Annotated in this window: 23 protein-coding genes; 7 read left to right on the top strand and 16 right to left on the bottom strand. The window is 57.0% G+C overall.

The window, feature by feature from the left end; translation table 11 throughout:
- Positions 1-26: 26 nt before the first annotated feature.
- From HOC_RS18025 to HOC_RS17950, 16 genes are all read right to left on the bottom strand, one after another.
- Positions 27-239: a hypothetical protein gene (locus HOC_RS18025; protein WP_035541165.1), complete on the bottom strand. Its 213-nt coding sequence runs from the start codon at positions 237-239 to the stop codon at positions 27-29.
- Positions 240-401: 162 nt separating this feature from the next.
- Positions 402-881, bottom strand: coding sequence for a terminase small subunit (locus HOC_RS18020; protein ID WP_035541162.1), 480 nt, complete (start codon positions 879-881; stop codon positions 402-404).
- Between the two features lie 274 nt (positions 882-1,155).
- Positions 1,156-2,517 carry an AAA family ATPase gene (locus tag HOC_RS21545; protein ID WP_051625073.1) on the bottom strand — a complete coding sequence of 454 codons (1,362 nt, stop codon included), beginning with the start codon at positions 2,515-2,517 and terminating at the stop codon, positions 1,156-1,158.
- Positions 2,514-3,020 (bottom strand): DUF3854 domain-containing protein, encoded by a 507-nt coding sequence (locus tag HOC_RS18010; protein WP_035541160.1) that lies wholly within the window; start codon positions 3,018-3,020, stop codon positions 2,514-2,516. The genes HOC_RS21545 and HOC_RS18010 overlap by 4 nt, the downstream gene beginning before the upstream one ends.
- Positions 2,999-3,283, bottom strand: coding sequence for a hypothetical protein (locus tag HOC_RS22235; RefSeq protein WP_156950536.1), 285 nt, complete (start codon positions 3,281-3,283; stop codon positions 2,999-3,001). Before HOC_RS22235 ends, HOC_RS18010 begins: the two co-directional genes overlap by 22 nt.
- The gene (locus HOC_RS18005; RefSeq protein ID WP_035541158.1) at positions 3,267-3,449 is read right to left on the bottom strand and encodes a helix-turn-helix domain-containing protein; all 183 of its coding nucleotides are present in this window, start codon (positions 3,447-3,449) and stop codon (positions 3,267-3,269) included. Before HOC_RS18005 ends, HOC_RS22235 begins: the two co-directional genes overlap by 17 nt.
- A 113-nt stretch (positions 3,450-3,562) precedes the next feature.
- Entirely contained in the window at positions 3,563-4,138 is a 576-nt protein-coding gene (locus tag HOC_RS18000; protein ID WP_035541156.1) for a hypothetical protein, read from the bottom strand.
- Positions 4,135-5,334 (bottom strand): tyrosine-type recombinase/integrase, encoded by a 1,200-nt coding sequence (locus HOC_RS17995; RefSeq protein ID WP_035541175.1) that lies wholly within the window; start codon positions 5,332-5,334, stop codon positions 4,135-4,137. Before HOC_RS17995 ends, HOC_RS18000 begins: the two co-directional genes overlap by 4 nt.
- Before the next feature lie 729 nt (positions 5,335-6,063).
- Positions 6,064-6,789, bottom strand: coding sequence for a hypothetical protein (locus tag HOC_RS17990; protein WP_156950535.1), 726 nt, complete (start codon positions 6,787-6,789; stop codon positions 6,064-6,066).
- Between the two features lie 226 nt (positions 6,790-7,015).
- The gene (locus tag HOC_RS17980; RefSeq protein ID WP_051625072.1) at positions 7,016-7,402 is read right to left on the bottom strand and encodes a hypothetical protein; all 387 of its coding nucleotides are present in this window, start codon (positions 7,400-7,402) and stop codon (positions 7,016-7,018) included.
- Positions 7,403-7,412: 10 nt separating this feature from the next.
- A complete protein-coding gene (locus HOC_RS17975) occupies positions 7,413-10,448 on the bottom strand; it encodes an efflux RND transporter permease subunit (RefSeq protein WP_035541150.1) in 3,036 nt (1,011 codons plus the stop codon).
- Positions 10,445-11,494, bottom strand: coding sequence for an efflux RND transporter periplasmic adaptor subunit (locus tag HOC_RS17970; RefSeq protein ID WP_084146439.1), 1,050 nt, complete (start codon positions 11,492-11,494; stop codon positions 10,445-10,447). Before HOC_RS17970 ends, HOC_RS17975 begins: the two co-directional genes overlap by 4 nt.
- Complete coding sequence (locus tag HOC_RS21540) at positions 11,491-12,810, bottom strand: TolC family protein (protein ID WP_051625071.1); 1,320 nt, start codon at positions 12,808-12,810, stop codon at positions 11,491-11,493. Before HOC_RS21540 ends, HOC_RS17970 begins: the two co-directional genes overlap by 4 nt.
- A gap of 57 nt (positions 12,811-12,867) precedes the next feature.
- A complete protein-coding gene (locus tag HOC_RS17960; protein WP_051625070.1) occupies positions 12,868-14,250 on the bottom strand; it encodes a sensor histidine kinase in 1,383 nt (460 codons plus the stop codon).
- Positions 14,237-14,914: a winged helix-turn-helix domain-containing protein gene (locus HOC_RS17955; RefSeq protein WP_035541170.1), complete on the bottom strand. Its 678-nt coding sequence runs from the start codon at positions 14,912-14,914 to the stop codon at positions 14,237-14,239. Before HOC_RS17955 ends, HOC_RS17960 begins: the two co-directional genes overlap by 14 nt.
- A gap of 79 nt (positions 14,915-14,993) precedes the next feature.
- Complete coding sequence (locus HOC_RS17950) at positions 14,994-15,338, bottom strand: PepSY domain-containing protein (RefSeq protein ID WP_035541147.1); 345 nt, start codon at positions 15,336-15,338, stop codon at positions 14,994-14,996.
- Between the two features lie 444 nt (positions 15,339-15,782).
- On the opposite strand from HOC_RS17950, the gene HOC_RS17945 reads away from it, so the two are divergent.
- The 7 genes from HOC_RS17945 to HOC_RS17915 form a co-directional block, all read left to right on the top strand.
- Positions 15,783-16,688 (top strand): hypothetical protein, encoded by a 906-nt coding sequence (locus HOC_RS17945; RefSeq protein WP_035541146.1) that lies wholly within the window; start codon positions 15,783-15,785, stop codon positions 16,686-16,688.
- Positions 16,660-17,115, top strand: coding sequence for a hypothetical protein (locus HOC_RS17940; RefSeq protein ID WP_035541145.1), 456 nt, complete (start codon positions 16,660-16,662; stop codon positions 17,113-17,115). The genes HOC_RS17945 and HOC_RS17940 overlap by 29 nt, the downstream gene beginning before the upstream one ends.
- Before the next feature lie 21 nt (positions 17,116-17,136).
- Complete coding sequence (locus tag HOC_RS17935; RefSeq protein ID WP_035541144.1) at positions 17,137-17,448, top strand: cytochrome c family protein; 312 nt, start codon at positions 17,137-17,139, stop codon at positions 17,446-17,448.
- A gap of 30 nt (positions 17,449-17,478) precedes the next feature.
- Entirely contained in the window at positions 17,479-17,847 is a 369-nt protein-coding gene (locus HOC_RS17930) for a c-type cytochrome (RefSeq protein WP_051625069.1), read from the top strand.
- A 658-nt stretch (positions 17,848-18,505) separates the two neighbouring features.
- A complete protein-coding gene (locus HOC_RS17925; protein WP_035541143.1) occupies positions 18,506-19,756 on the top strand; it encodes a TolC family protein in 1,251 nt (416 codons plus the stop codon).
- A 1-nt stretch (position 19,757) separates the two neighbouring features.
- Positions 19,758-21,311, top strand: coding sequence for an efflux RND transporter periplasmic adaptor subunit (locus HOC_RS17920; RefSeq protein WP_051625068.1), 1,554 nt, complete (start codon positions 19,758-19,760; stop codon positions 21,309-21,311).
- Positions 21,308-22,665 (top strand): efflux RND transporter permease subunit (locus HOC_RS17915; RefSeq protein ID WP_035541142.1); only part of this gene is annotated, 1,358 nt, incomplete at its 3' end. The genes HOC_RS17920 and HOC_RS17915, both read left to right, overlap by 4 nt.

Below are 22,665 nucleotides of genomic sequence, written 5' to 3'. Positions count from 1 at the left end.
AGGTCAAGGGCGTCAACGCCGGACGCTTACATCTCTTCTGTATCAACGATTTTATAAGCTTGGTTTGTTGAATGGTCGTCGTTCAGCTCAAACGTCGCAAATCTAAGTGCCTTCTCGAAGTCAAAACCGCATGTGTCTTTTTGATCTTCTACTAGAAAATAACTCACATTAATCTGCGCTTGGGATGACGCTCGACCCGCTATCGCGACGAGCGCGACAATCATTAGTGACTTGAACATGACCACAACTCCAATCAACTCTGTTGAGAGCTTTATCGGGATTCGACATTCCGTTTTTGCTTTTTGCGATTTTCTCCCCTGTCGCGAACGCGCGCCTCACAAAAGTATGCAACAAACAAAAAGAACCACCCCCCCCCCGGTCAATTTAATGCCGCCTACCCTTCATTCGAAGTCCACTTCCAATTCCGAGAACTCTTCTTCAACCGGCATCGGGTTTTCCTGTGAAAGCCGCATGATGAGGGCGTCAATCGACGTTGCCGCCACGACATGCGCGTTTCTTGACATCACCGGCCCATAGCCCCGGTCAACCAGCTCCTTCGCCGCCTGAAGCCTCACCGATGGCGGCGCGTTCTCCGCAAGGTCTATCAGGACGCCCACACCCAGGGCCGCAGCGGCGTTCAGCTTGCGCGTCAGTTCGTCTCGCAGGGCTGAAAGCACCTTTGGGTTACGCAGTAGCTCCGACGCCCGCACCCGCGCGGCAATCGGATCACCATTGGCATAGCCTGCCGCCAGAGCGGCCTTGGCGCCTGCGCCGGGTTTCGCGCCAGCATCGACATACTCGCGCACGAAGGCAGCTTGGCGGTCGGTGAGAGAGCCGGACGATACGTTTTTCCGTTGCACAGGCGGGTTTGCCTCGGTCATTTGAACCCTCCAACCATTGCGCAAGCCACGGCGAAGCAGATGAACCGGATCGCACGTAGCCAATTACGGCCCGTGCGCAGCGTGCCGGTTTCGGCAACGGGTTGCCCATCCGGGCTGTCCCGAGTGACGAGGGGGTATGGGGGTGTTGAGCGGACACCCTGCGGACAGGCTTGGGACAGGGCTGCGGACACCCTCCGGACACCAGCACGGGACAGGCTCCGGACTGGGCTGCGGACACGGGTTTGCGGGCTGCATGATGTGCCGCCTGCTGGCTTTACAATGGACATTTGATCCCCCGTACGAAGGCGGCTTTGACATGTGGCCGCGTGGACTTGTCGGCTTCGCGGTAAGCTAACTGCCCATCGTCCACCAGGTAGCGCAGATGGTCCTTCACACGCCTCCAAGGCAAGGACAGGCTCACCGCCTCATTGACGGTCTTGGTGAAGTCCTGAAGCGTGCGAGCGTCGCCCGCCGCGCCGTTGCGATTGATGACCCTGACGCCCCGGTCGATCAGCTGCAACATTGCCTTCAGAACGGCGCTGCGCTCATCGTCAACACTCAGCACCGGGCCGCTTGGCTTCACGTCAATCGAGTACCCGCTGAACCAGAGCGGCAATTCCTCAAGTGCGCCGTAATTGGACTTCGCAACCTTCAGGATGCGGGGCGGTGCAACACATGACACCGCGTCTCGGTCTATCGTTGCAAGTTCGAGATTGAGACGTTGACGCACACCGTTGTTAAACGCCGTCGAGCCGCTGTAGTTCGTGCCATCCGCCATGGACGCCTTGGACGGGTGAGCAAGCACGAGCACCGTCGCCCCGAAATCCCGGCACAACCCGCCAAGGACGCGCTTCAGGGCGGCGTTAACGGGAAGTCTCAGGCTCTCGTTGAGGGCAAACAGATCAGCAAACCCGTCCAGAATGACGAACGCAGGCTGTCCGATGCTCGCCAGTTCAGCTCGAAGGGCGTGAAGGCGCGGTTGTTCCTTCACGATGCCGGTATCTTCTATGATCGCGAGCAAGGTCTCTTCACCAGGCTGGCACCAGAGTCGGATTGGCAAGTCCGCGTCAGTGGCCAGTCCGCGATCGTGCAGGATAGTCCGGACACGCCGCTGCATCTCTGCCTCTCCGTCCTCGGCAAACAGGCCCAGAACGGGCATGGTTTGCGTCGGCCGGCCGCACAATGGTTCACCCGCCGAAACCGCAATGGCGGCGTGCAGTGCGAGCAAAGACTTGCCGACGCCTCCGTCTCCATAGAGTAGATTGACTTCGCCCTTGAGGATGAAATCTTGCCACGTCCACGACGTTGGCGGATAATCTGAAGCGATGAGGTCTTGCAGCGCGATAGGTTGTTTGTAACCCCCTTCAGATACCTGAGTCGCGTTGATCAAATCCACGAGTTCATCGGCCGAGTGGGTTAGCAGATAGTCGTCCACTCCGATCTTTTCGCCTGCATGGCCATGTGGCAGGCGAACTTTGAAGATGCGCGCACCGCGGCTGCTCAACTCGGTCGCCAGACGGGTCTCGGCATCCTGGACGCGCGCCTTCTCGGCAATGTCTGAGTCGAAGACGATGTTTACGTCACGGCCCGCCCAATGGAATTCCTGTAGTTCGGGTAGCAATTGGGATTGGATCATGCCCCGCCACCCCGCTGGCTTCGGAAATTGTCGACTCCGCCCAGGCCAATTGTCGGAATACCTTCGATGCAAGCCTTCAGCGCCTTGAGTTCACCTTCTACGATCACAACCGGTTCGGAAGTGTCGGCGGCGATGGATCGCCAGTCCACGCAAGGCGCAAAATAGGCGAAGGTGCCGCTTGCCCTGAGTTGCGCATATCTTTGCGGCTTCTTCCTCACAAAACCCTTGGCGACAGGTTCGGCGAGGTAGCGGACTCGGACGAATGGAAGTCTCTCGCCATTCCGGTCAAAGAAGACAGGTTTGCCGGATTGGTCATGGTACGGAATGACAAGCGCGGGCAACTTGGCAAACTCTGGGTTCAGGTCTTCATGGGCGCTCGCAACGCTGTAAAGTCCTGCGCGCTCTGCCTGGGCTCTTGAGATTCCGCTGCTCGCAAGCTTATCAATCGCTGCGGAGCACAGTTTCCCAGCAGCGGAGGAAATCATATTTGCTTTGTCGGGCATGAGTGCACCTCATTCTTTTCGCCTTCGGCGTCGCCCGATCCGTGAGGTATCGCAGGAATGCCTGAGCCTTCCGGCCTCCGTACATCCAAAAGACTTGGACTTAAGGCGGAGAGCCCAAAAAGTATGTCGCCGTACAGGCGGCCAAATCGGCGGCGAAAGTCACGCTTGCGCGCCTTCGTCACTGTCTCAACTGCCTCGACGGCTCGACGCAAATGCACCATCTCCAGATCTGGGCAGGATATGCCATCAATCTCTTTGGTCATGGGCCACACTCCCGACGAGACGGTGAAGGGAATCGACCTTCACAAGCGTTCGGCGTCCGAGCTTGACGGTCTCAAGCTGTCCATTCTTGATGAGTTCGTAAATTGAAGTCCGGCCCAGGCTCAGCGCCTTGGCAGCGTCGTTCACTGATGTTGCGATCTGGTGCATACATTCGTTCCTTTGCGACTGCCCGCACACTGGCGGGTTCAAGGACGAACATGTCTTTGGCGGAATTCGGCGGCAATTTGTGCGGCTATTGCGCGGCGAAAATCTCAGCCTAATTAGTTTCGCTGTTTTGGACCTGGTTTCGTGGGGCCTTTAAATTCTCTGATCAATGATCTCAAATCGTCACGGGATCTTTGCTGGCTAGGGAACGCTTTTTGCAGAGCAGGAATGATAATCTTTTGTGTACCATCATTGACGAATGCCTCGTTATCCCTGAGCCAGTTTTTCACATCCTCGTCGGACATGCGGGGCAGCGCCTTTTCTTTGCGCTGATTGGTCTTGCACTCAGGTTTTGCAATTTTATCGACATCCGCCTTACACAGGCGCACGTCGTAGGCCTCTGCGTAATACACGCTTGAATCCTGCGATATCGAGCCGGACGTTATTTGGGCCGCACCCCAATCAATGTTGTGCTCCGTACCATTCCTCCAGAAAATGGTTGGCAAGGCACAATCATATGCGGTTTGCGCACTGTTAGTCAGGCGCTGGGCTTTGGCTCTAATGTCGCCAAGTCTGAAATGCTGCCTGAGTTGCTGCTCTGGATTATCGAATTTAGCCTGCCGCAGGATTTGCAGTGCCTGTTTCGGGTGAATCCAATGTTCAACCTCTGCATCTATCGTCTCAGCGCTCATGGCCGCCTCCTCCCAGCGATTGAGATGACACTTGACCCGCAATCCATGAGGAATGCCGCCCATGCATCCATCAGCTTGCGCCGCTTATCGAGGTAATTTGTACGGCGGTAGGCCGCCTCCACGCGGTTGCTAATCGTATGGGCCAGCGCCGCCTCCACCACATCGCCCGGAGTGGCTGTCATCTCAGCGGCCCAGTCGCGAAAAGATGAGCGGAAGCCATGCACCGTTGCTTTCGCGACCCCGGCATCCCTCAGTGCTTTGGTCAACGTCATGTCCGACAGGGGCTTGCCGCGTATGCCGGGGAAAACGGGCTCCCCTTTTCGGCCAGTCCGCAATGTCGAGGCATCGCTTAGTAGGTCCAGAGCGGCGCACGACAAAGGCACAATATGCTCGCGGCGCGCCTTCATGCGCTCGGCTGGAACCGTCCACGTCGCCGCCTCGGTGTCCATTTCCTCCCATGTCGCGCCGCGAACTTCACCGGACCGCGCAGCGGTGAGGATAGCAAACAGCAAAGCGAGTCTCCCAGCGCTTGGCTCTTCGGGCAGGCCTTTTATGAAATCTGGAATTTCGCTATACGGCATCGCCGCGAAATGGCTATCGCGCTTGGGTTGGCGCGGCAGCCCTTTGCTCACCGCACGCATGGGCGCATCGGAATTGCGGTAGCCTTTGGCATGCGCCCAATCGAGCACCGTGCCGACGCGTTGGCGAACACGCCGGGCCGTCTCAGGCTTCTCAAGCCATATCGGAATGAGCATGTCGCGGATCATTGCGGCGTCGATCTCATCCACGCGGAAATCTCCGATGGCCGGGAACGCATAGGCTTTTAAGGACGAGATCCACTGGGCCTCGTGCTTCGCATTACGCCATCCCTTCGTGTGCTCTTCATGGACAATCTCAGCCGCCGCCGCGAACGTGGGGATTCCATTGAGAGCAGCAAGAGCAGCGCGGCGCGCCGCGACGGGATCAACGCCGCTTTGATACAGCTTCCGGATGCCGGCTGCTTTCGACCGCGCTTCGGCAAGTGTCACGTCCTTGGCTGAGCCGAGGCCGAAGTCGCGGCGGACGCCATTCACCTGCGCGCGCACCATCCAGGCACGTGAGCCTGAAGGCTTAACGACCAGCATCAGGCCATCACCGTCCTGGTAACGTCCTGGCTGTGTCGCCGCCTTGACCGAAAGTGCCGTAAGTTTGCCCATGTCCTGCTTCTGGTTCCACACGTGGCCCCACATTTGGGCCCACACTGTGGAGCGAGTATAGGCGAATATCACCGAACGCGCACGAACAAATATCTGAGAAATTTCATTGAAAACAGAGCGATGTAATCTACGGCGATCATGTGCGAACGAAGGTTATAAGGTCTCCTCCTCCGCCATCGCACCTTGTTAGCATTACACTTTTATTTTTATTTGGCGATTTAGTGCATTTTCTAGTGCACAGAAGCACAAATGGGCCGCGGAATATGGCGTCTCTGCCGCATCTCGAACGATGGGAGTTGGATCAGACGGCTGTGAGTTTTGATGTGGTGAAGCCTTTTATATTTGACGCGCTTACTGCCGATTGGTGAGCATCACCTGTAGCGGTGCCTTCACAAATGCGTCGCCGTTGCCGTGGCAATGTTTGGGCGCGATCTGCCTTGGTCGTATTCAGCGGAGCATCAGGGGCGCGACCATACTCATCAACGTTCATCTGGGTGAACAATGTTCTGCAATTTTGAGTTTGCAAGACCAGTTCAGTGACAGCTCTGATATGACGTTGGAGCAGTATGATAATCCAGTGCCCCTCAACCGGTCTCTCGGGTGTCAAACGACCCCGTCATACGTTTTTTTGTCAGCCAAGTCGCCCAATCTGGGTGTCGTGATCCGCGAGGCAGTCGAGTCCGTCTCAATCACCTTGAATTTTGACGTAGGCAGGTACGTAGCTCGGCCTCATTGCGATTGAAAATCTGATTCCAGTGCGTCAACGGAATCAAGCTCAACAATGACCGCGGCAGATGCTGCAACTGCGTCTCGCTTAACCAGTGCGCTATCCAGCGCTGCGAGTTCATTCACAAACCTCACGCGAAGGTTCTCATCCTTGACCCGGCTCTCGACCGCCGACCATTGTTCTCTTGCATACGCCATTGCGGCGTCCGCATCCTCCCAGCGAATGGGCACTGATTTCAGGTCCGCCTGCATCCTGAAGCCGGCATAGTCGAGGTAACTCACAGGAAGCGGAATACGGGTATCCGGAGGAAACCTGGATACGACGAGCCGGAACGCTTCGACAGCCGACAAAGCAATGCCAGCCCTGTCATCCCTTGTGACGGCCTCGCGAATGGCCATCATCTGCCCATCCAGCTGCTGGGAAATATCCCCCGGCATAAGGCCGCCGAGACCATGTGCGGTCTGGGACGCGGTCCCTACCAACAGGGCTAATTCATCGGGACCTGCCGTGAATGCCTGTTCGCCAAGGGCTTCGAATATTTCAGCTGAGTCGGCCGTTTTTGACGTGGCCAATACCTGCGAGTGAGGGACTGTATGCATGGCATCGGCGGCTGATTCTGTTGCCGCAGCGGCTTTGGGATTTTGCACAGGGCTTCCGCAGGCCGATACGACGGCCAATGTCGTGAGGGCGGTAAAACAGCTCCGCAAACCAGGGAGGTTGTAAGTCATTGAACGTTCCAATCAGATGAGCGCCTTCAGTGCGAAGATCGATTGGTAACCCATATACTGTCCAGTTCCCTCGGATATCTCGCCAATGATACAGATTTGTATATTTCGGACGTGGCGCGGTTGAATGCATGTTTCGCCAGGGACATTGGTCGGAACACCGACACCCGCCATGCGCAAAATCAGGCAGGCATTCAGGCCGGTCAAACGGAACCAGCCCCTGCCCCGCTCAATCGTCACTGACGGCGTCACGCCAAGGTTCGCCGAATATCAGGGAGCGCAGCCAGTCGGGCAGCATGCTCTGAAACCGTGGGTGCCGATCAATCATTCGCGCCAGCCACGCCCGCCCTGAATCAGAATTGCGCGCAACAAGCGCAATGCCCGACAGCGCAACCGTAAGACCGATCGGCACCATTGGGAAAGGTGTCAGAATACCGATCGGAATACCGATCAGGACCAGGATGATGCCGCACCCGGCAAGCCCGGCCCGCACAATGCTCACAGGCCGTGATGTGCGCGGTCGCGAAGATGCCGTATCTTCCGGATCAGTCACGTCGTTTCCTGTGCTTTCATTGCCGTCCCGCGGGGCGGTCTGGCTGTCCTGGCTTGCAGGCATGGAGCGCCGCTCATGAACCAGCAGGCGGCAGGGCTCTTTTTCTCGGCGCAAGTGCCGCATGAATGACAGGTCCGCCGATGAGTACCAATGGAGCACCAACAATCAGGCCACAGATGATGGCCACCGCCATGGGAGCCAGCAATGCCGACCCCTCACCGATCTTGAGCGCCAGTGGCGCAAGCGCGAGTATGGCAATCAGGGCTGACATCAGGATCGGCCTCAACCTGGCGCGCCCGGCGTCTATGCGATGGCCTGATCCCACCTCGCCCTCGGGCAGTTCAGCAAAATAGAACACGCCAAGCTCCGCAATAATGCCAATGACCATCGTCAGTCCCATCATGGCCGCGATGTTCATTTCAGTCCCGGTCAGGACAAGCCCCGCCAGGACGCCCGGTATGGTCAGCCCGACCACGCCCAGGACAGAGATCGCCTGCGACATGTCCCTGAACAGGAAGACAAGGAGAAGACCTGACAGGATGAAGGCGGCGCCGAATACGGTGATGAGATCACGGAACGATCTTTGCTGTTCTGCGAATAATCCGCCGAATTCGTATCTGACGTCTGCGGGCAAGGCGACGGCCTTCATCGCCTTGGTCACATCGCGCATCGCGGACCCCATATCGCGCCCCTCCAGGCGGCCTGTCACAGCCGTCATGGGTTGCAGGTTCTCGCGGCTGATCTGGGACTGCCCCGTCGCAATACTGACCTGTGCGACCCGGCTCAATGGAAGCAGCGTGCCGCTCCTGGACCGCAGCATGAGCGCTTCGATCGCTTCGACCCTGTCCCTGATGTTTTCAGGGCTCCAGACCCTGACATTGATAATCCGCTCACCCGACTGGATACTGCCGACAAGATGGCCGCCGATCAGCGCCTCTATCTGTGTCGCAGCAGAAGCAGCATCAAGGCCTTCGAGCGCCAGGCGGGCCCGGTCCAGAGAGACCGTCACCGCATCCCCTGCGACCCGGTCGGATTTTGCAACTTCAACCACGCCCGGAACGCGGTCCAGGGCAGAGACGGCCAGGTCAGCGGCTTGCGCCATTGCGGCAGGATTGTTCGAATAGAATTTGACTTCAATGGGCTGTGGAACGGCCGTCAAATCGCCGATCAGGTCTCCCATGAGCTGGATAGTTTCGATTGAAAGACCCGGAATATCCGTTTCCACGCGGGCGCGAATCTCCTGCATGATGTCTTCGATCGGCCGTCTTGGCATGGGCTTGAGCCTGACAAACATGTCGCCTTCATTGGCCTCTGTCAGCCCACCGCCCAGTTGCAGGCCTGTCCGCCTGGAATAGCTTGCGACCTCGGGAACGGACCGGATGATGTCTTCCATCTGGAGGACAAGCCGGTCTGTTTCGGTCAGCGACAGTCCGGGCGGCGCAAAATAATCGAGTACGAATCCGCCCTCATCCATTTGCGGCATAAAGCCCGATGTGACGCGCGTGGCCGAGAAACCGCCAATCAGGACGGCCACACCGACGAGAAGTCCAGCCATTAGCCGGGCGTGATGCAAAGGCCACTGCATCGCACGCCCATACGCGTTGCTCAGCCATTTCAGCCAGCCATTTGACCGTTCGGCGCGCTCGGCATCTTCCACTTTTGCAAACCGCAAGGCCAGAAGAGGCGCAACCGCCATGGCATAAAGCATGGAGAATGCGAGCGACGCAGCCATCGTGACGGCCAGCGCCTTGAAAAAGCCACCTGTCACACCGCTCAGGAATGCGAGGGGTGTGAACACGACGATCGTGGCCATGGACGAACCGACAAGCGGCCGCACCATCTCGCCGGCGGCCTCGAGAACACTGATCGTCGCGTCGCTCAGACGACGCGTTATGTGTTCAAGCATGACGACGATATCATCAACGATCAGTCCCACAGCCGCCGCCATGCCACCGAGCGTCATGATATTGAGACTGAGCCCGAATGCCATCAACAGCAGCGCCGTCGAGGCAAGGACCGCCGGCAGCAAGATCGCGACGACCAGAACAAACCGGAAGCTTCGCAGGAAGAGGAAGAGAACCACGCCCGCCAGAAGGGTGCCGATCAAAATGGAATCGCGGACACTTTTTGCCGCTGATCTCACCAGGTCGGACTGGTCATAATAGGGAGTAATTCTTACGCCCGCCGGGAAACGGTGCGCCTCACGGGCGAATATCGCCTTGACCTGATCGGTCAGCGCCAGCGAGTTCGCGTCGGGTGCCTGCCTTATATTGACCAATACGGCTGTTTCGCCATCGGCTGTGACACGGGTCCATTCGGGCGCAGTCGACAAGCGGATCTCGGCGACATCATCAAGATTTACCACCGCGCCTCCCGCCGACTTCAACACGATGCCCCCGATATCCTCAATCGAGTTCAGGCGATCATCGACAATCGTCAGGAAGAGACGCGACCTGTCCTCGAAACGCCCGGATGCAGCAACCAGGTTTCCGGAACCGAGAACTGTATCGACATCGTCGACCGACAGCCCGAGCGCCTGCAGCCGTATCGGGTCCACAATCACCTGGTACTCCGAATCCCTGCCGCCCAGGACCGAGACTTCCGCGACACCATTGACCGAAGCGAGAAGCGGACGAAGGTCGTATAGGGCAAAATTCTTCAAGGAGACGAGGGAGTCTGTCTTCGACGTCACAGAATAACCCAGGACCGGAAAAATCGTCGGATCCATTCGTCTGATATTGAACGCAAATCCCGGTGGGAGTGACGGCGCGAGCCGCGCAACTTCGGACTCAGCCTGAAGTGCGGCAGACGTCATGTCCTGCCCCCAGTTGAATGTTACGGACACTTCGGCCGACCCCCGGGTCGTTTGCGAGCGGACGTTGCGAACGCCAGGAACGGCGCGCAGGGCTTCCTCGACAGGCCGGGTTACCTGGGTGACCATGAGGTCTGCCGGCCGGTCGCCTGCATCAAGCGATACGCTGATGCGCGGAAACTGTATCGTTGGAAACAGGCTCACCGGCAGGTTCAACAGCGCGAAAGCGCCGCCGGCGGTCAGAATGAGAAAGGCAGCCAGAACGAAACGCGTCTGACGCGACAGCCAGGCACTCATTGCGCGGCCTCTCTTATGGCGCCATCGGTCCTGACCTTCATGCCATCGGACAGGATGGCTCCCCCTTCCAGGATGACGGCCTCTCCTGTCTCAAGGCCGGACAGGACTTCGGTCTTGTCACGGCTCTGAATGCCGGCCTCGATATGACGTAGCCGTGCCGTCCCGTTATCATCGATAAAGACGTAGGCACCGGACTCGTCCTGGAACACAGCTTGGCGTGGTACAGTGATGGCGTCCTGGTGAATTTCGGCAACCATCTCTGCCTTGACCGCCTCGCCTGACAAAAGCCCGTTTCCCGGCGGCGCCGCAACCAGGGCGGCTGCCATGCGGGTTGAAGGATCTATCCGTGTGTCAATGCTGCGAATGACCGTTTCCACGGCCTTCTTGGAACCATCGAGAGGTTGCAGGCTGACCGCGTCACCGGCCTTGAGGCGGGTCGCGTCCTCGATCTCCAATCCGATCCGCGCCTGGATGGCATCAGCGGACGCGACGCGCACCATCTGGGCGCCCGGCGCCACCAGATCACCCGGTTCGACCAGGAGGGCATCCACGATGCCCGCAATGGGCGAACGCAGCATCGATACAGACCCTGTCCGCGCTTCCAGGCTCGAAGCCTGGAGGTCCAGGTCACGCGCGGTCGCAGCGGCGGCCTCAACATCGGCATCGCTTGCCAATCCATCCTTGCGCAGTCTTTGAGTGCGTTCCAGCACGGCTTGTGCAGCCGTTGCATCCCGCCGAAACCTGACGAGATCGAGTCCGGTGGTGGAAGATGGACCGAGCCGGAGAATGACCTGGCCTTTGTCAACGCTATCTCCGGACACGGCGAGAATGTCGATGACCCGCGCTTCAATCTCGGCGTTCAGCGTGTGCTGACTGGCCGGATCGAATTCGATCGAGCCGAAGCCCGACACAATCTCGGGCAGGTTCTCTCGCGTCACGGCGGCGGTCGTGACCAGAGCGCTGGGATCCGATGGGGTCTTGGCGGCCGGCGCGCCGCAGGCCGCGACAAGCGCAGTCAGGACGGCAAGGGTAGATGTCATTCTCATTTCAGTGTCTCCAGCGGACGGCCGACTGATATTTCGAGCGCATTTTCGAGCTCCCGAATGCTGAGCGACAGCGCCGTCTCGGTAATCTGCTTGTCCAGCAGTGTCATCGATGCTGCGTTGAAGGATGCTTCGGGAATGTCGCCGCGCTCAGCGGCCTGTTGCGTGGCTTCTGTCTGCCGGACGAGTGGCTCGATTTGCTGCAGGATGTCGGCCCGTTGCTTGCGCGTGATTTCGAGCGCGGCAAGTGCCGACGCAATGTCTGCCCTGATCGTTTCCTGATGGGCCACATATTCCGCGCGAAGTTGCGCGTCTGTTGCCAGGGCCGACCTGATATCGCCGCGCCCCCGATTCCAGATCGGCAGCACGAACGAAAGGCTTGGACCGAGTGTTTCGACCGACCCTGTATCGCGCGCCGCATTGATTCCCAGGGACGGGAGCGGGAAGGCATTGAGCCGGGCGGCCTCTCCTGCCGCGCCAGCCGCGGCATAATTTGCCCGCATGCCAGCCAGATCTGCGCGATACATGAGGGCCGAGCTGACCAGTATCTCAAAGTCGACCGTCTTGTCGGACAGTGGCGCAGGAGGCGTGACGTCGAGACGCTCGAATGGGTCCAGCCCGAGCGTACGATTGAGATCCAGTTGGGCCGAACGCAACTGGAGCTCTGCCGTGCGGTCCCGGTCCGCCGCGTCGGTCGCGGCGATGCGGCGTGCGTCAAGCTCCGCCGCTGGCAGATCGCCGCGCGCGACAGCGTCGAGGACGCTTTTCAGCTCCTTGTCGGCCAGGGCCCGGAACCGCGCCGTCTGGGACTTGATCCGGCTCAGATAGCCAATCCTCTCACTCAACAGGCTTGCCCGCTCTGCAGTGAGCCATTCAGCCCAGGCGATGTCCATTCGGACAGTCTCAACATTGGCGCGGGCTGCGCGCAGGGCGATCGGGCGCCGGGCAATTGCCGCGAAATCGTAACCTATCCCGCCCGCGATGGCCGTGACCGCGCCGGCGCCGCTGGTCGGGAAATCAAGTCCTGCAGAAACTGTCGGATCGGGATAAAGCCCTGCCGCAAAAACCTGCGCCTCGGCGACCTTCTCACGCGCACGCAGCGCGTTCAGGTCAGGATTGGAGCGGACAGCGATGGCACCCAATGCGGTCGGGGCAAGAGGCATTGTCAGCTCGATCGACTGCGCCTCAGCCAACTGCTCGAGCGACATCCCGTGTACGGACACACTGGCAAGTGGCATCCTGGCCTCAGTGGATATCGCGCAGGCGGCCAGCAGGATGAAGGCAGGCATAATGAAGGATAGTGACTGCTTCTTGGTCATAAGGCGGCTTCCCCTGAACTTCGAGGCAGCCCATCGCGACCGGAAAGTGATACCTGTTCAACTAGCATGGATCAAAGCCCGATCAAATGGGACGAAGTCCAGTCTCACACTCAGACCCGGCTTATTGTCATCGAGCGACAGACGCGCGCCATGCAAATCGCTGATTGCCTTGACGAGCGCCAGCCCCAGCCCTGAACCCGGTGTCGTTCTCGATTTTTCGACACGATAGAATCTGCGCAAGACACGGTCGCGTTCGCCCTGTGGAATACCAGGTCCATTGTCACGCACATTGATCCAGACCCCGTTCAGGCCCGTACCCGTTTCGATCTGGATTGTGGCATGCGCCGGACAATGGCGAATCGCGTTTTCAACAAGATTGGCAAAGAGCTGCGTCAGGAGGTCCCTGTCACCCAGGACGAGGTCTCCCGCTTGTGAGCGATGGATAATCTCGAATGCCTGGCCCGCTTCCTCCGCTACCGGCGTGTACGCCTCATGAAGGCGCTCGGCTATTTCGGCGAGTGACACCGCCTGGAACCGCGATTTACGGGCACCCGCCTCGATCTGGGCTATCCGGAGCAGCGCATCAAAGGTTGTCGCAATCTGTTTGGCCTGTGCATTGGCGTCATCGGCGAGCCCATTCAGGGCAGCGGCATCATGTGTAACATCGCGCATGCGTTCGAGTGTGATCTCGAGCCGGTTGATGGGCGTTCGCAGATCATGCGCAATATCCGTACTCACCTGCCGGATCCCATCCACGGTATTTTCCAGCTGTGACAAGCCGTCATTTACGGCAAGGGAGAGGCGCCCAAGATCGTCATGCGCGTTGCGCAGCGGCACGCGTGCCTTCATGTCGCCGAGCGCGACACGGTGCAACGTATCGGCGATCCGGTCCAAACGTGCCTGCGCCCGGTGCCCCACAAAGGTGCCCACCAATCCGGCAATCAGGAAACTGGCCAGAGACGCCAATGCAAATGCACCAATCACCGAATGCAGGATGGCATCGGGCTCTTCAAAGCTGAGAGCCACAATCAGTCGAGTATCGCCGATGTCGCGGGTCGCGAGCCTGTACCGGTCTCCGATATCGGCATTGATTTTACTGCCGCCAACATTGCCTGGCATGAGCAATAGCGGCGCCTTGACCGGTCGTCCGGCAATCAATTCTCCGTCGCGTCGCCCAAGCCAATAGACTTCATCATCCGGATCAGCCGATGCAGATCGCGTCTCGACCGCCCTGACAAGTTCCGCCTCCCCGCCACGCTCGAAGGCATCCTCGAAACGCTCAGCTGCCAATTCGGCAGCCTGCTCAACGCGGCTGTCCAGATCGGAGCCGATCACCCCCAGGGCAACCCAGGCGGCCATCGCGTACGCCATCAGGAAGGTCACGGCCAAGAGGACCGCAAACCGGAAATAGGTGCTTCGCAACCATTCAGTCAGGCGCACGAAGACTATACCCGATGTTTTTGACCGTATACAGAAGGTGTGAGTCAAACGGCCTGTCGATCTTGGCGCGGAGACGACTGATATGCGTTTCCACGACGCTGGTTTGAGGATCAAAGTGAAAATCCCAAACGTGTTCCAGCAACATCGTGCGGCTGAGGACGCGGCCTTCACTTCTCATCAGATACTCCAGCAAGGCAAATTCTTTGGGAAGGAGATCAATCTGCTGGCCTGCCCTGTTTGCCGTGCGCCGGATCAGGTCAAGCTCAAGATCGGCAACAACCAGTTTGGTCTGTTCGGATACCAGGCTTGGCCGGCGGGCTATCGCGGCCAGTCGCGCGGCCAGCTCCGAGAAGGCAAACGGTTTGGCAAGATAATCATCCGCACCCGCCTCCAGTCCCTCTACCCGGTCATCCAGACCGCCAACGGCCGTAAGGAACAGGACAGGCGTTGACAGGTCTGCTGCACGCATGGCCTTGAGAATGGCCAAACCATCCATGCCTGGAAGCATACGGTCCAGAATGATCGCATCGTGACCTCCACGCAGGGCCAAGGCCAGACCGTCGATGCCGTCCTCGACAGAGTCGACTCCATGGCCCGCTCCGATCAGACCGGAACAGACATAGTCGCGCGTGACCGCATCATCTTCGACAAGTAGTATTTTCAAAACCAACCCCCGCGCCAATCAACACCGGTGCGGCTGCAGACACATCGCCTTCGTCTGCAGCCGCGCCGTATCGGACAATCTAGTCTTTCTCTTCCATCTTGTCGTTGTCATCATGATCGATCACGACCTGACCCGTGGACGCATCGACAAGAATCTCGGTTTCGGCGCCATCCGCAGCAAGAAGTTCGACCTCGAAAACACCTGAACCGTCTTCCATCTCGAATTCGGCCGACATGGCCCGCCCCCCGCTCTGGCTTTCGGCTGTCGATATCGCCTGGGCAAGGCCGATCGGGGCAGCCTGGAATGCGGCCTGCTCCTGGTCATCGGTGTCGTCACGATCAGACCCGGCAAAAGCCATCATGCCCATTCCAAGGGTAAAAGCCCCACCAATCAGTAGCGCAATTGCTGATTTCGATTTCGTCATGCACGTATCTCCTCAAATCCAGTTTTGAAACAAGATCTCTCTGCTAAGGGTTCTAGTTGGCCTGGCTCATGCGCGCGATATACAAATCTGTATATCGCCCCCATAGCCCGACCGGCGGTGATTTGGCATCAATCGCGGTCGGTGACTTTCCATACTGGCTGCACGATGGATGCCTCTGCGAGCATGTTTCGCGCGACGTGAGTTGGCCGTTCAACTGGCGTAGCGGGCAAATTTTCAGGCCGCAATGAGGAAGTGAGCCGCACCAGTGGTCCTGCCAAACGCGCTTGCCAGAACTGTATCCCACCGCTCCGTCCTCCTCGTTTTGGCGAACCGCCAACCGGCCGCAACAGAAAAGGTCATCCATTTTAAGGGGTGCCATGATCTGACGCGTAGAAGTTGCCTGAGGCTGAAGAAGACAACACGCGGATGATCGAGGGCTGAAACATGAATTCCACTTTTTATCGTACGTTGATTGCAGCAACGGCGCTGTCCGGTGTCCTATCGGCCAACGCACAAGTCGAGCAATCGGATTCAGGTGCCGATCAACAGGCTCACGCCCTTTTGGAGCGCATAGAAAAACTTGAGGCTGAACTGGGAGACTTGCGAGCCAAGGTTCTGGAGTCATCCGTGACTGCGACAAAAGCGGAGACAACTGCGCGCGATGCTGTCGACAGAATAGCAGGCGTAGAAAATCAGACGAATCTGATTGCGGACAATACCCGACCGAGCGAGACGCCCGATACGAAATGGCATTTGGCCGGATACGCCGATGTCGGGTTTGCAGGCGGAGATATGCCGGGATCGGATAGTTTTTTGAGCGGAAAACTCAACCCAGCGTTTCATTTTCAATACAAGGATCTGCTCGTCTTCGAGAGCGAGTTTGAGTATTCGACGACGAATGATGGTGAGACAACGAGTGAACTCGAATATTCCCAGATCGATCTCATATTGAATGATTATGCTGTTCTCATAGCAGGCAAGTATCTCAGTCCGATCGGGCAATTTCAGGAGCGCCTGCATCCAAGCTGGATCAACAAGGTTCAGGGGGCGCCCGCTGGATTCGGACACGATGGTGTGCAACCGTCGAGCGATACGGGCGTGCAGTTGCGTGGTTCAATTCCAGCAGGCGACACCCGCTTCACTTATGTCGTCGCGGTCGGCAACGGGCCCCGTACGACGTCTGAAGGAGGCGTAGCTCTTAAAGGCACCGGGTCCGACGATAACAGCGATAAATCTGTTGGCGGACGTATAGGTTTTTTCCCGCTTCCATTCCTGGAACTCGGGGGCTCCTATCTAACGGCCAAAGTCAATGGAATCGGGAATGATGAACTTGTTTCTGTTGGGCCCTAAAGACGCCCGATATGAGCTTTGGGGGGTCGACGCGGCCTATACGAAAGGGCCGATCGCGGCGCGGTTCGAATATCTCAACTCACAGCGAGGGACGTTATTGAGCGTCACTGATGATAACCCACTCGGCTTGTTGCTGCCTCGATTGAAAATGGAGGCGTGGTATGGGCAACTGTCGTATCGACTGTCTGATGTGACCGACTCTGACATCATTCACAGATTGGAGCCCGTCATCCGATATGGTGAGTTTGACATTAGCGGGCATCCTCTGCTCGCAGAAGAGAACGCACAAAATCGTCTCAATATCGGGCTGAATTATTGGCTGGCGCCGACAATTGTCACGAAAGCCGGCCTGGAATGGCGCGATTACAAGGTGCCCGGTGTGCCAAGTGAAACCCGCCTTCAATTCCAGCTTGGCTATGGATTCTGATCTGCAAAAAAGGATGATGGTATGAAACTCTTTTCACTCCCGGCCCTCGGCATGACGGCTGCGCTACTGGTTGCCGGTCTTCTCGTTGCCTCACGGTCAGTCGCCGAAGGTCCCCCGACCTCGGAAACTGCCGCCGAGGCAGATCCAATGCAGATCGTCCGCGGTGCGAAAGCATGGAGCGAAAATTGCGCGAGATGCCACAATTTGCGCTCGCCGAGCGAACTGACCGATGAAGAATGGGACGTCTCTGTCACGCACATGCGAATACGCGCCAATTTGCCCGCATCGGACACAGATGACATTCGCGCATTTCTTCAAGCCAGCAACAATTAGCGAACAAGATCACATGAAAGGGTCTTTCCGATGAATTTACGATTCCCACGCACCCTCTGCATCGTCTTTTTTGCCAGCGGCGCTATGTTCCTGGCTTCCGGCGCCGGGGCTCAAGACACATCTGACGCGGCTCGTGGCAAGGAAGTCTATGCCGGGACGTGCGTCGCATGTCATGGCCCCACCGGCAAAGGCACCATTCCCGGTACGCCAGATTTCAACAAGGCGAATGGCGTGCTATCACAAGACGATGATGTCCTCAAAGACCATATCACCAACGGATTCCGTGGTCGGCGCTCGAGGATGCCGATGCCCGCAAAGGGCGGAAACGCAAGTCTTACGGACGATGATGTCGAGGATGTACTGGCCTATCTACATGAATCATTTGGCAGCGAACAATAACCCGAGACGAGGCTAACTGCCCGAATGCGGGCAACCTGAAAGGCGGATTGGACTGCTCCGGCGGCACTCAACCACCTGGCCTACTCACGACTTGCTGACAATTTCTGTTCGGACCAGAACTCCGCGATAAACTCAAAAGGCAATAATAATTCTCACATGAGCCATTTGTACTCACATCAGTTGACAGAAAGACGGACCGTCCTTTTCGGTTTGTTGTTTGCCTTTGTCTTCATCTTCGCCACCCCTGCATTTGCAAAGACAACGACCCGATCGATGCAGATGGAAATGGCTGGCGCATCTCACTCTGAGTATCAAGCCGTTTCCAACGACATGGCAGATACAGCTGATAACCCAAACGATACCAACCACAATAACTGCTGCGATGATGACGACCAAAAACCGTGCCCTGATGATGACATTGGATGTACGACAGCATGCTCGATCCCGAATCTGTCACCCGCCATATTGACGGGTATCGGCCAACATAGGCACGCCCGGGCAGCAACTGAGTTTGCATGTGAACCATTTGCGATATCAGGAATGTTCGTCCAGTTGACCCCGCCGCCTCCTCGATGATGAACTCGTTCACCCTGCATTGAGAGCGAATGTGAGCGCGTCTCCTAGCAATGTTTTTCTATTCACTCGAGGAAAATATCCGATGTTCCGTATATTCCTGCCTACCGTGGCGGCGCTGCCCATCATTCTGACTATCCTATTGTCTGGCACCGCTGCCAGTGCGCAAACTCCTTTGACGTTGCCGGAAACAGTTTCTTTGGCTCTGGGCGTCAATGACCCGAGCGTCGGCGCTTTTGAGCAGAAGGCCCTGGCGTTTGAAGATCGGGCGATCGCCGACAGCCAGCTCCCCGACCCGGTCTTGAGTGCCCAGGTCGCCAATTTCCCGCTATCCAGTTTTGACTATAATCGCGAACCCATGACACAGCTCAAATTTGGTGTGCGCCAGGAGCTTCCGAAGGGCCAAACCTTATCGCTAACGCGTGAAAAACAAAGCGCGCAGGCCAAAGGTATTCGTTTTGAAAAATCACTAAGAGAACAGCAAATCATACTGGACGCACGCCAGACATGGCTTGAACTCTATTATTGGCGCGATGCGCGCAGGCTTACGCTTGAAAGCCAGCAAAAAGTGGCTGAGCTAGGAGGCGTTGCCGAAGCCGTTTATTCCAGTGGACGCTCTTCCCTGCAGGACGTTCTCCGGGTTGACCTCGAAACGGTGTCGCTTGATGCGAAACTCGTCGATATCGATCGTAATGAAGACATCGCTAGAGCAAACTTCGAACGACTCCTGGGAAGACTGGACGGAGCCAGAGATCTCTCAACCGCGTTCCCCGTTCTCCCGATGGTGCAAAGCGAAGAGGGGATAAGAGATCGATTGGCAATGCACCCCTCTATGAAGGCACTTGATGCCCGTGTGGATACAAAGAGCCGCGAAGTGGATATAGCAGCCGAGCAATACAAGCCTGGGCTTAGCTTTGATGCACAGTACGGTCTTCGGGATTCGCGGTCGGACTTTGGCTCGATTGGCGTTTCGGTGTCACTCCCGCTTTTCTCGAAGAAGAACAAAGATTACGCCCTGAGCGCGGCAAAACGTTTGCGCTCTTCGCAAAAACTCGAACGCGATACGCAGGCTCTGGAGCTCGAGCGCTCCCTGCGCCGTAACTGGGCTCAATATATCCGTCTTGGCGAACGGATCGATCTTTATGAATCCGACGTGCTCGGGCGGGCGAGAGAAACAAGTGAAGCTGCCATGACTGCTTATGGCAACAATCTCGCCGATTTTTCAGAACTCGTTCGCGCCGAGCTCGCCGTCCTGGATATAGAATTGACCTTGAGCAGACTACGGATTGATCGCCTGCAAGCTCAAGCCAACCTGCTTTTTTTGAGTGGAGAATAACATGCGAGCGCCAAAATTATTGTTCCTGACGGCGGCTTTTGGACTCGGACTTGGGTTCGGAATTGTCGCCATGCTGTATTTCTCAGATTCGCCGAACCCTTCCCAGACATCACAAGCTGCACTTGAAAAGCAGCCTCTCTATTGGGTTGCGCCGATGGATAAAAGCTTCCGAAGCGATTCACCAGGCACGTCTCCCATGGGAATGGAACTTATCCCTGTTTATGCCGATGACGATGGGGCGGATGATGACCGCAACCTTGTGCGCATCAATCCAACCATTGAGAACAATATTGGCGTTAGAACGGCGGTTGTTTCAACGAGCAAGTCTCTCCCGGTAATTGAAACTGTCGGCACCATTCAGATAGATGATGATAACACATCCGTCGTCGACGTGCGCACCGAAGGCTGGATTGAAAACATGCCCGTCAAAGCCATCGGTGATGAAGTGAGAAAAGGGCAGCTTCTGTTTCAGATTTACTCCAGGCCGCTGGTGAGCGCCCAGGATGAGTATCTGCAGGCCAGCAGAATGGGCAGCACGAATTTGATTTCTGCCACCCGGTCTCGGCTATTATCGCTGGGCATGAGTGAACGCGGGGTTGAAGACCTTCGTAAGAGCGGACGATCAGAGCGCCTGATGAATATCTATGCGCCCAGAAGCGGTATTGTTACGCAGATGGGCGCTGGCGAAGGCGGTTTCGTAAAGCCCGGAATGAATGTACTCAAGATTGCTGATCTCAAATCTGTCTGGGCAATTGCTGACGTATTTGAAGACCAGGTACATCAAGTGCATCCTGGTCAAGACGTCTCCATGCGGATGAGCGGCATGCCTGGACGCGAATGGAAAGGCAAGGTTGAGTACATCTACCCCACCGTAAATGCCAAGGCACGAACGGTTCAAGTTCGTATCGGATTTGACAATGCGGATGGCCTCCTCAGGCCCGATATGTTTGTGCGTCTTCGTGTCGAGACAGGCTCGGACATGCCGGCGATGGATATGCCTGGCACTCTGGTCATTCCACGCGAAGCGCTCATTCGAACCGGCCGCACGGAACGTGTCATACTGGCTTTGGGGGACGGACATTATCAGCCAGCGAAAGTCGTTTCAGGACAGGAAATTGGCGACGATATTGAAATCCTTTCTGGCCTTGGTGCCGGTGAGGCAATTGTCGTGTCCTCGCAATTTCTTCTTGATTCAGAGGCCAGTCTGCGCGGCACGGTTCTGAGAATGACCCCGGGAGAACCTGAGCGTTCGGCCTCAAATATGGAGCTCTCGTCAGAAAATCCCGATGTGAAACAGGTCAGCGAAGTACAGACGAAAGGGACGGTCGTTTCAGTCATGCAAGAGCACGGCATGGTAACGATTGATCACGCTCCCGTAGCGGCACTGGATTGGCCGTCCATGACAATGTCATTTGTCACAAAGCCAGACCTGCTCAAAGGCATAACCAAGGGAGATCATGTCGATATTACCATTCTGGTCACACCCGATAGCAACGACAACTACATCCTCTCCGATATCCAGAAAATGCGTATGGACAAGGGAGACAAGCAATGATCGCTCGCCTCATACGCTGGTCGATTGGCAATCGCCTTTTGGTCATTCTTTTTGCAATTATGCTCGCCGTGTGGGGTGGATATACGGTCAAGAATACACCGCTGGATGCCATACCCGATCTGTCCGATGTGCAGGTCATCATCAAAACGACTTATCCAGGTCAGGCTCCGCAAGTTGTCGAAGACCAGGTAACTTACCCGCTAACCACTGCGATGCTCGCCGTACCCGGCGCCGTAACGGTTCGTGGCTACTCTTTTTTCAATGACAGCTTTGTCTATGTTATTTTCGAAGACGGGACGGATCTGTATTGGGCCCGTTCTCGCGTTCTTGAGTATCTCTCGCAGGTCGCCCCCACCCTGCCCGCAGCTTCACGTTCTGCCCTTGGGCCAGATGCAACGGGGGTTGGCTGGGTCTACCAATACGCGCTCGTCGACAGAACGGGCGGCCACGATCTTGCCCAGCTTCGATCCATACAGGACTGGTTCCTGAAGTATGAACTGCAAACCATAGACGGGGTATCAGAAGTCGCAACGATTGGCGGTATGGTGAAGCAGTATCAGGTCGTGGTCGATCCTGAAAAACTCCGTACCTATGGAATACCGCTGGAGAAAGTCCAGTCGGAAATTGTGCGCGGTAACCAGGAAACGGGAGGGCGTGTCATTGAAATGGCTGAAGCCGAATATATGGTCCGGGCTTCCGGCTATATTAAAGGCATCAAGGACCTTGAAGTCATCCCATTAGCTGTCACCGAAAAAGGAACGCCCATTCTGCTGCGTGATGTTGCGCAAATTCGTCTTGGCCCGGAGCTTCGCCGTGGAATTGGTGAGCTTAACGGCGAGGGTGAGGCTGTGGGCGGTGTAATTATCATGCGCTATGGCGAAAATGCCATGCGCACGATCGATCTCGTCAAAGAAAAACTTGAGACATTGAAGGAAAGCCTCCCTGAGGGGGTCGAGATCGTCACCACATATGACCGCTCATCGCTGATTGAGCGTGCCGTTGACACTTTGAAAGAGAAACTGCTCGAAGAGTTCATCGTCGTGCTTCTGGTCTGCGCGCTGTTTCTTTTCCACATCCGCAGTGCGCTTGTTATCCTTCTCAGCCTGCCCTTGGGAATTCTGGCTGCATTCATTGTCATGAACGCTCAAGGCATCAATGCCAATATCATGTCGCTTGGGGGTATCGCGATTGCAATTGGTGCGATGGTCGACGCGGCGATTGTCATGATTGAAAACATGCACAAACATATCGAGCGAACGCCCCTGACCAGAGACAACCGCTGGCAAATTGTTACCGAGGCTGCCGTTGAAGTCGGCCCGGCCCTGTTCTTCTCTCTCTTGATCATAACATTCAG

The organism is Hyphomonas oceanitis SCH89, assembly GCF_000685295.1.
GTDB classification, from domain to species: Bacteria; Pseudomonadota; Alphaproteobacteria; order Caulobacterales; family Hyphomonadaceae; genus Hyphomonas; species Hyphomonas oceanitis.
Note: the sequence above shows the minus strand (reverse complement) of the source record. Positions and strands in the feature narration are given on the sequence as shown.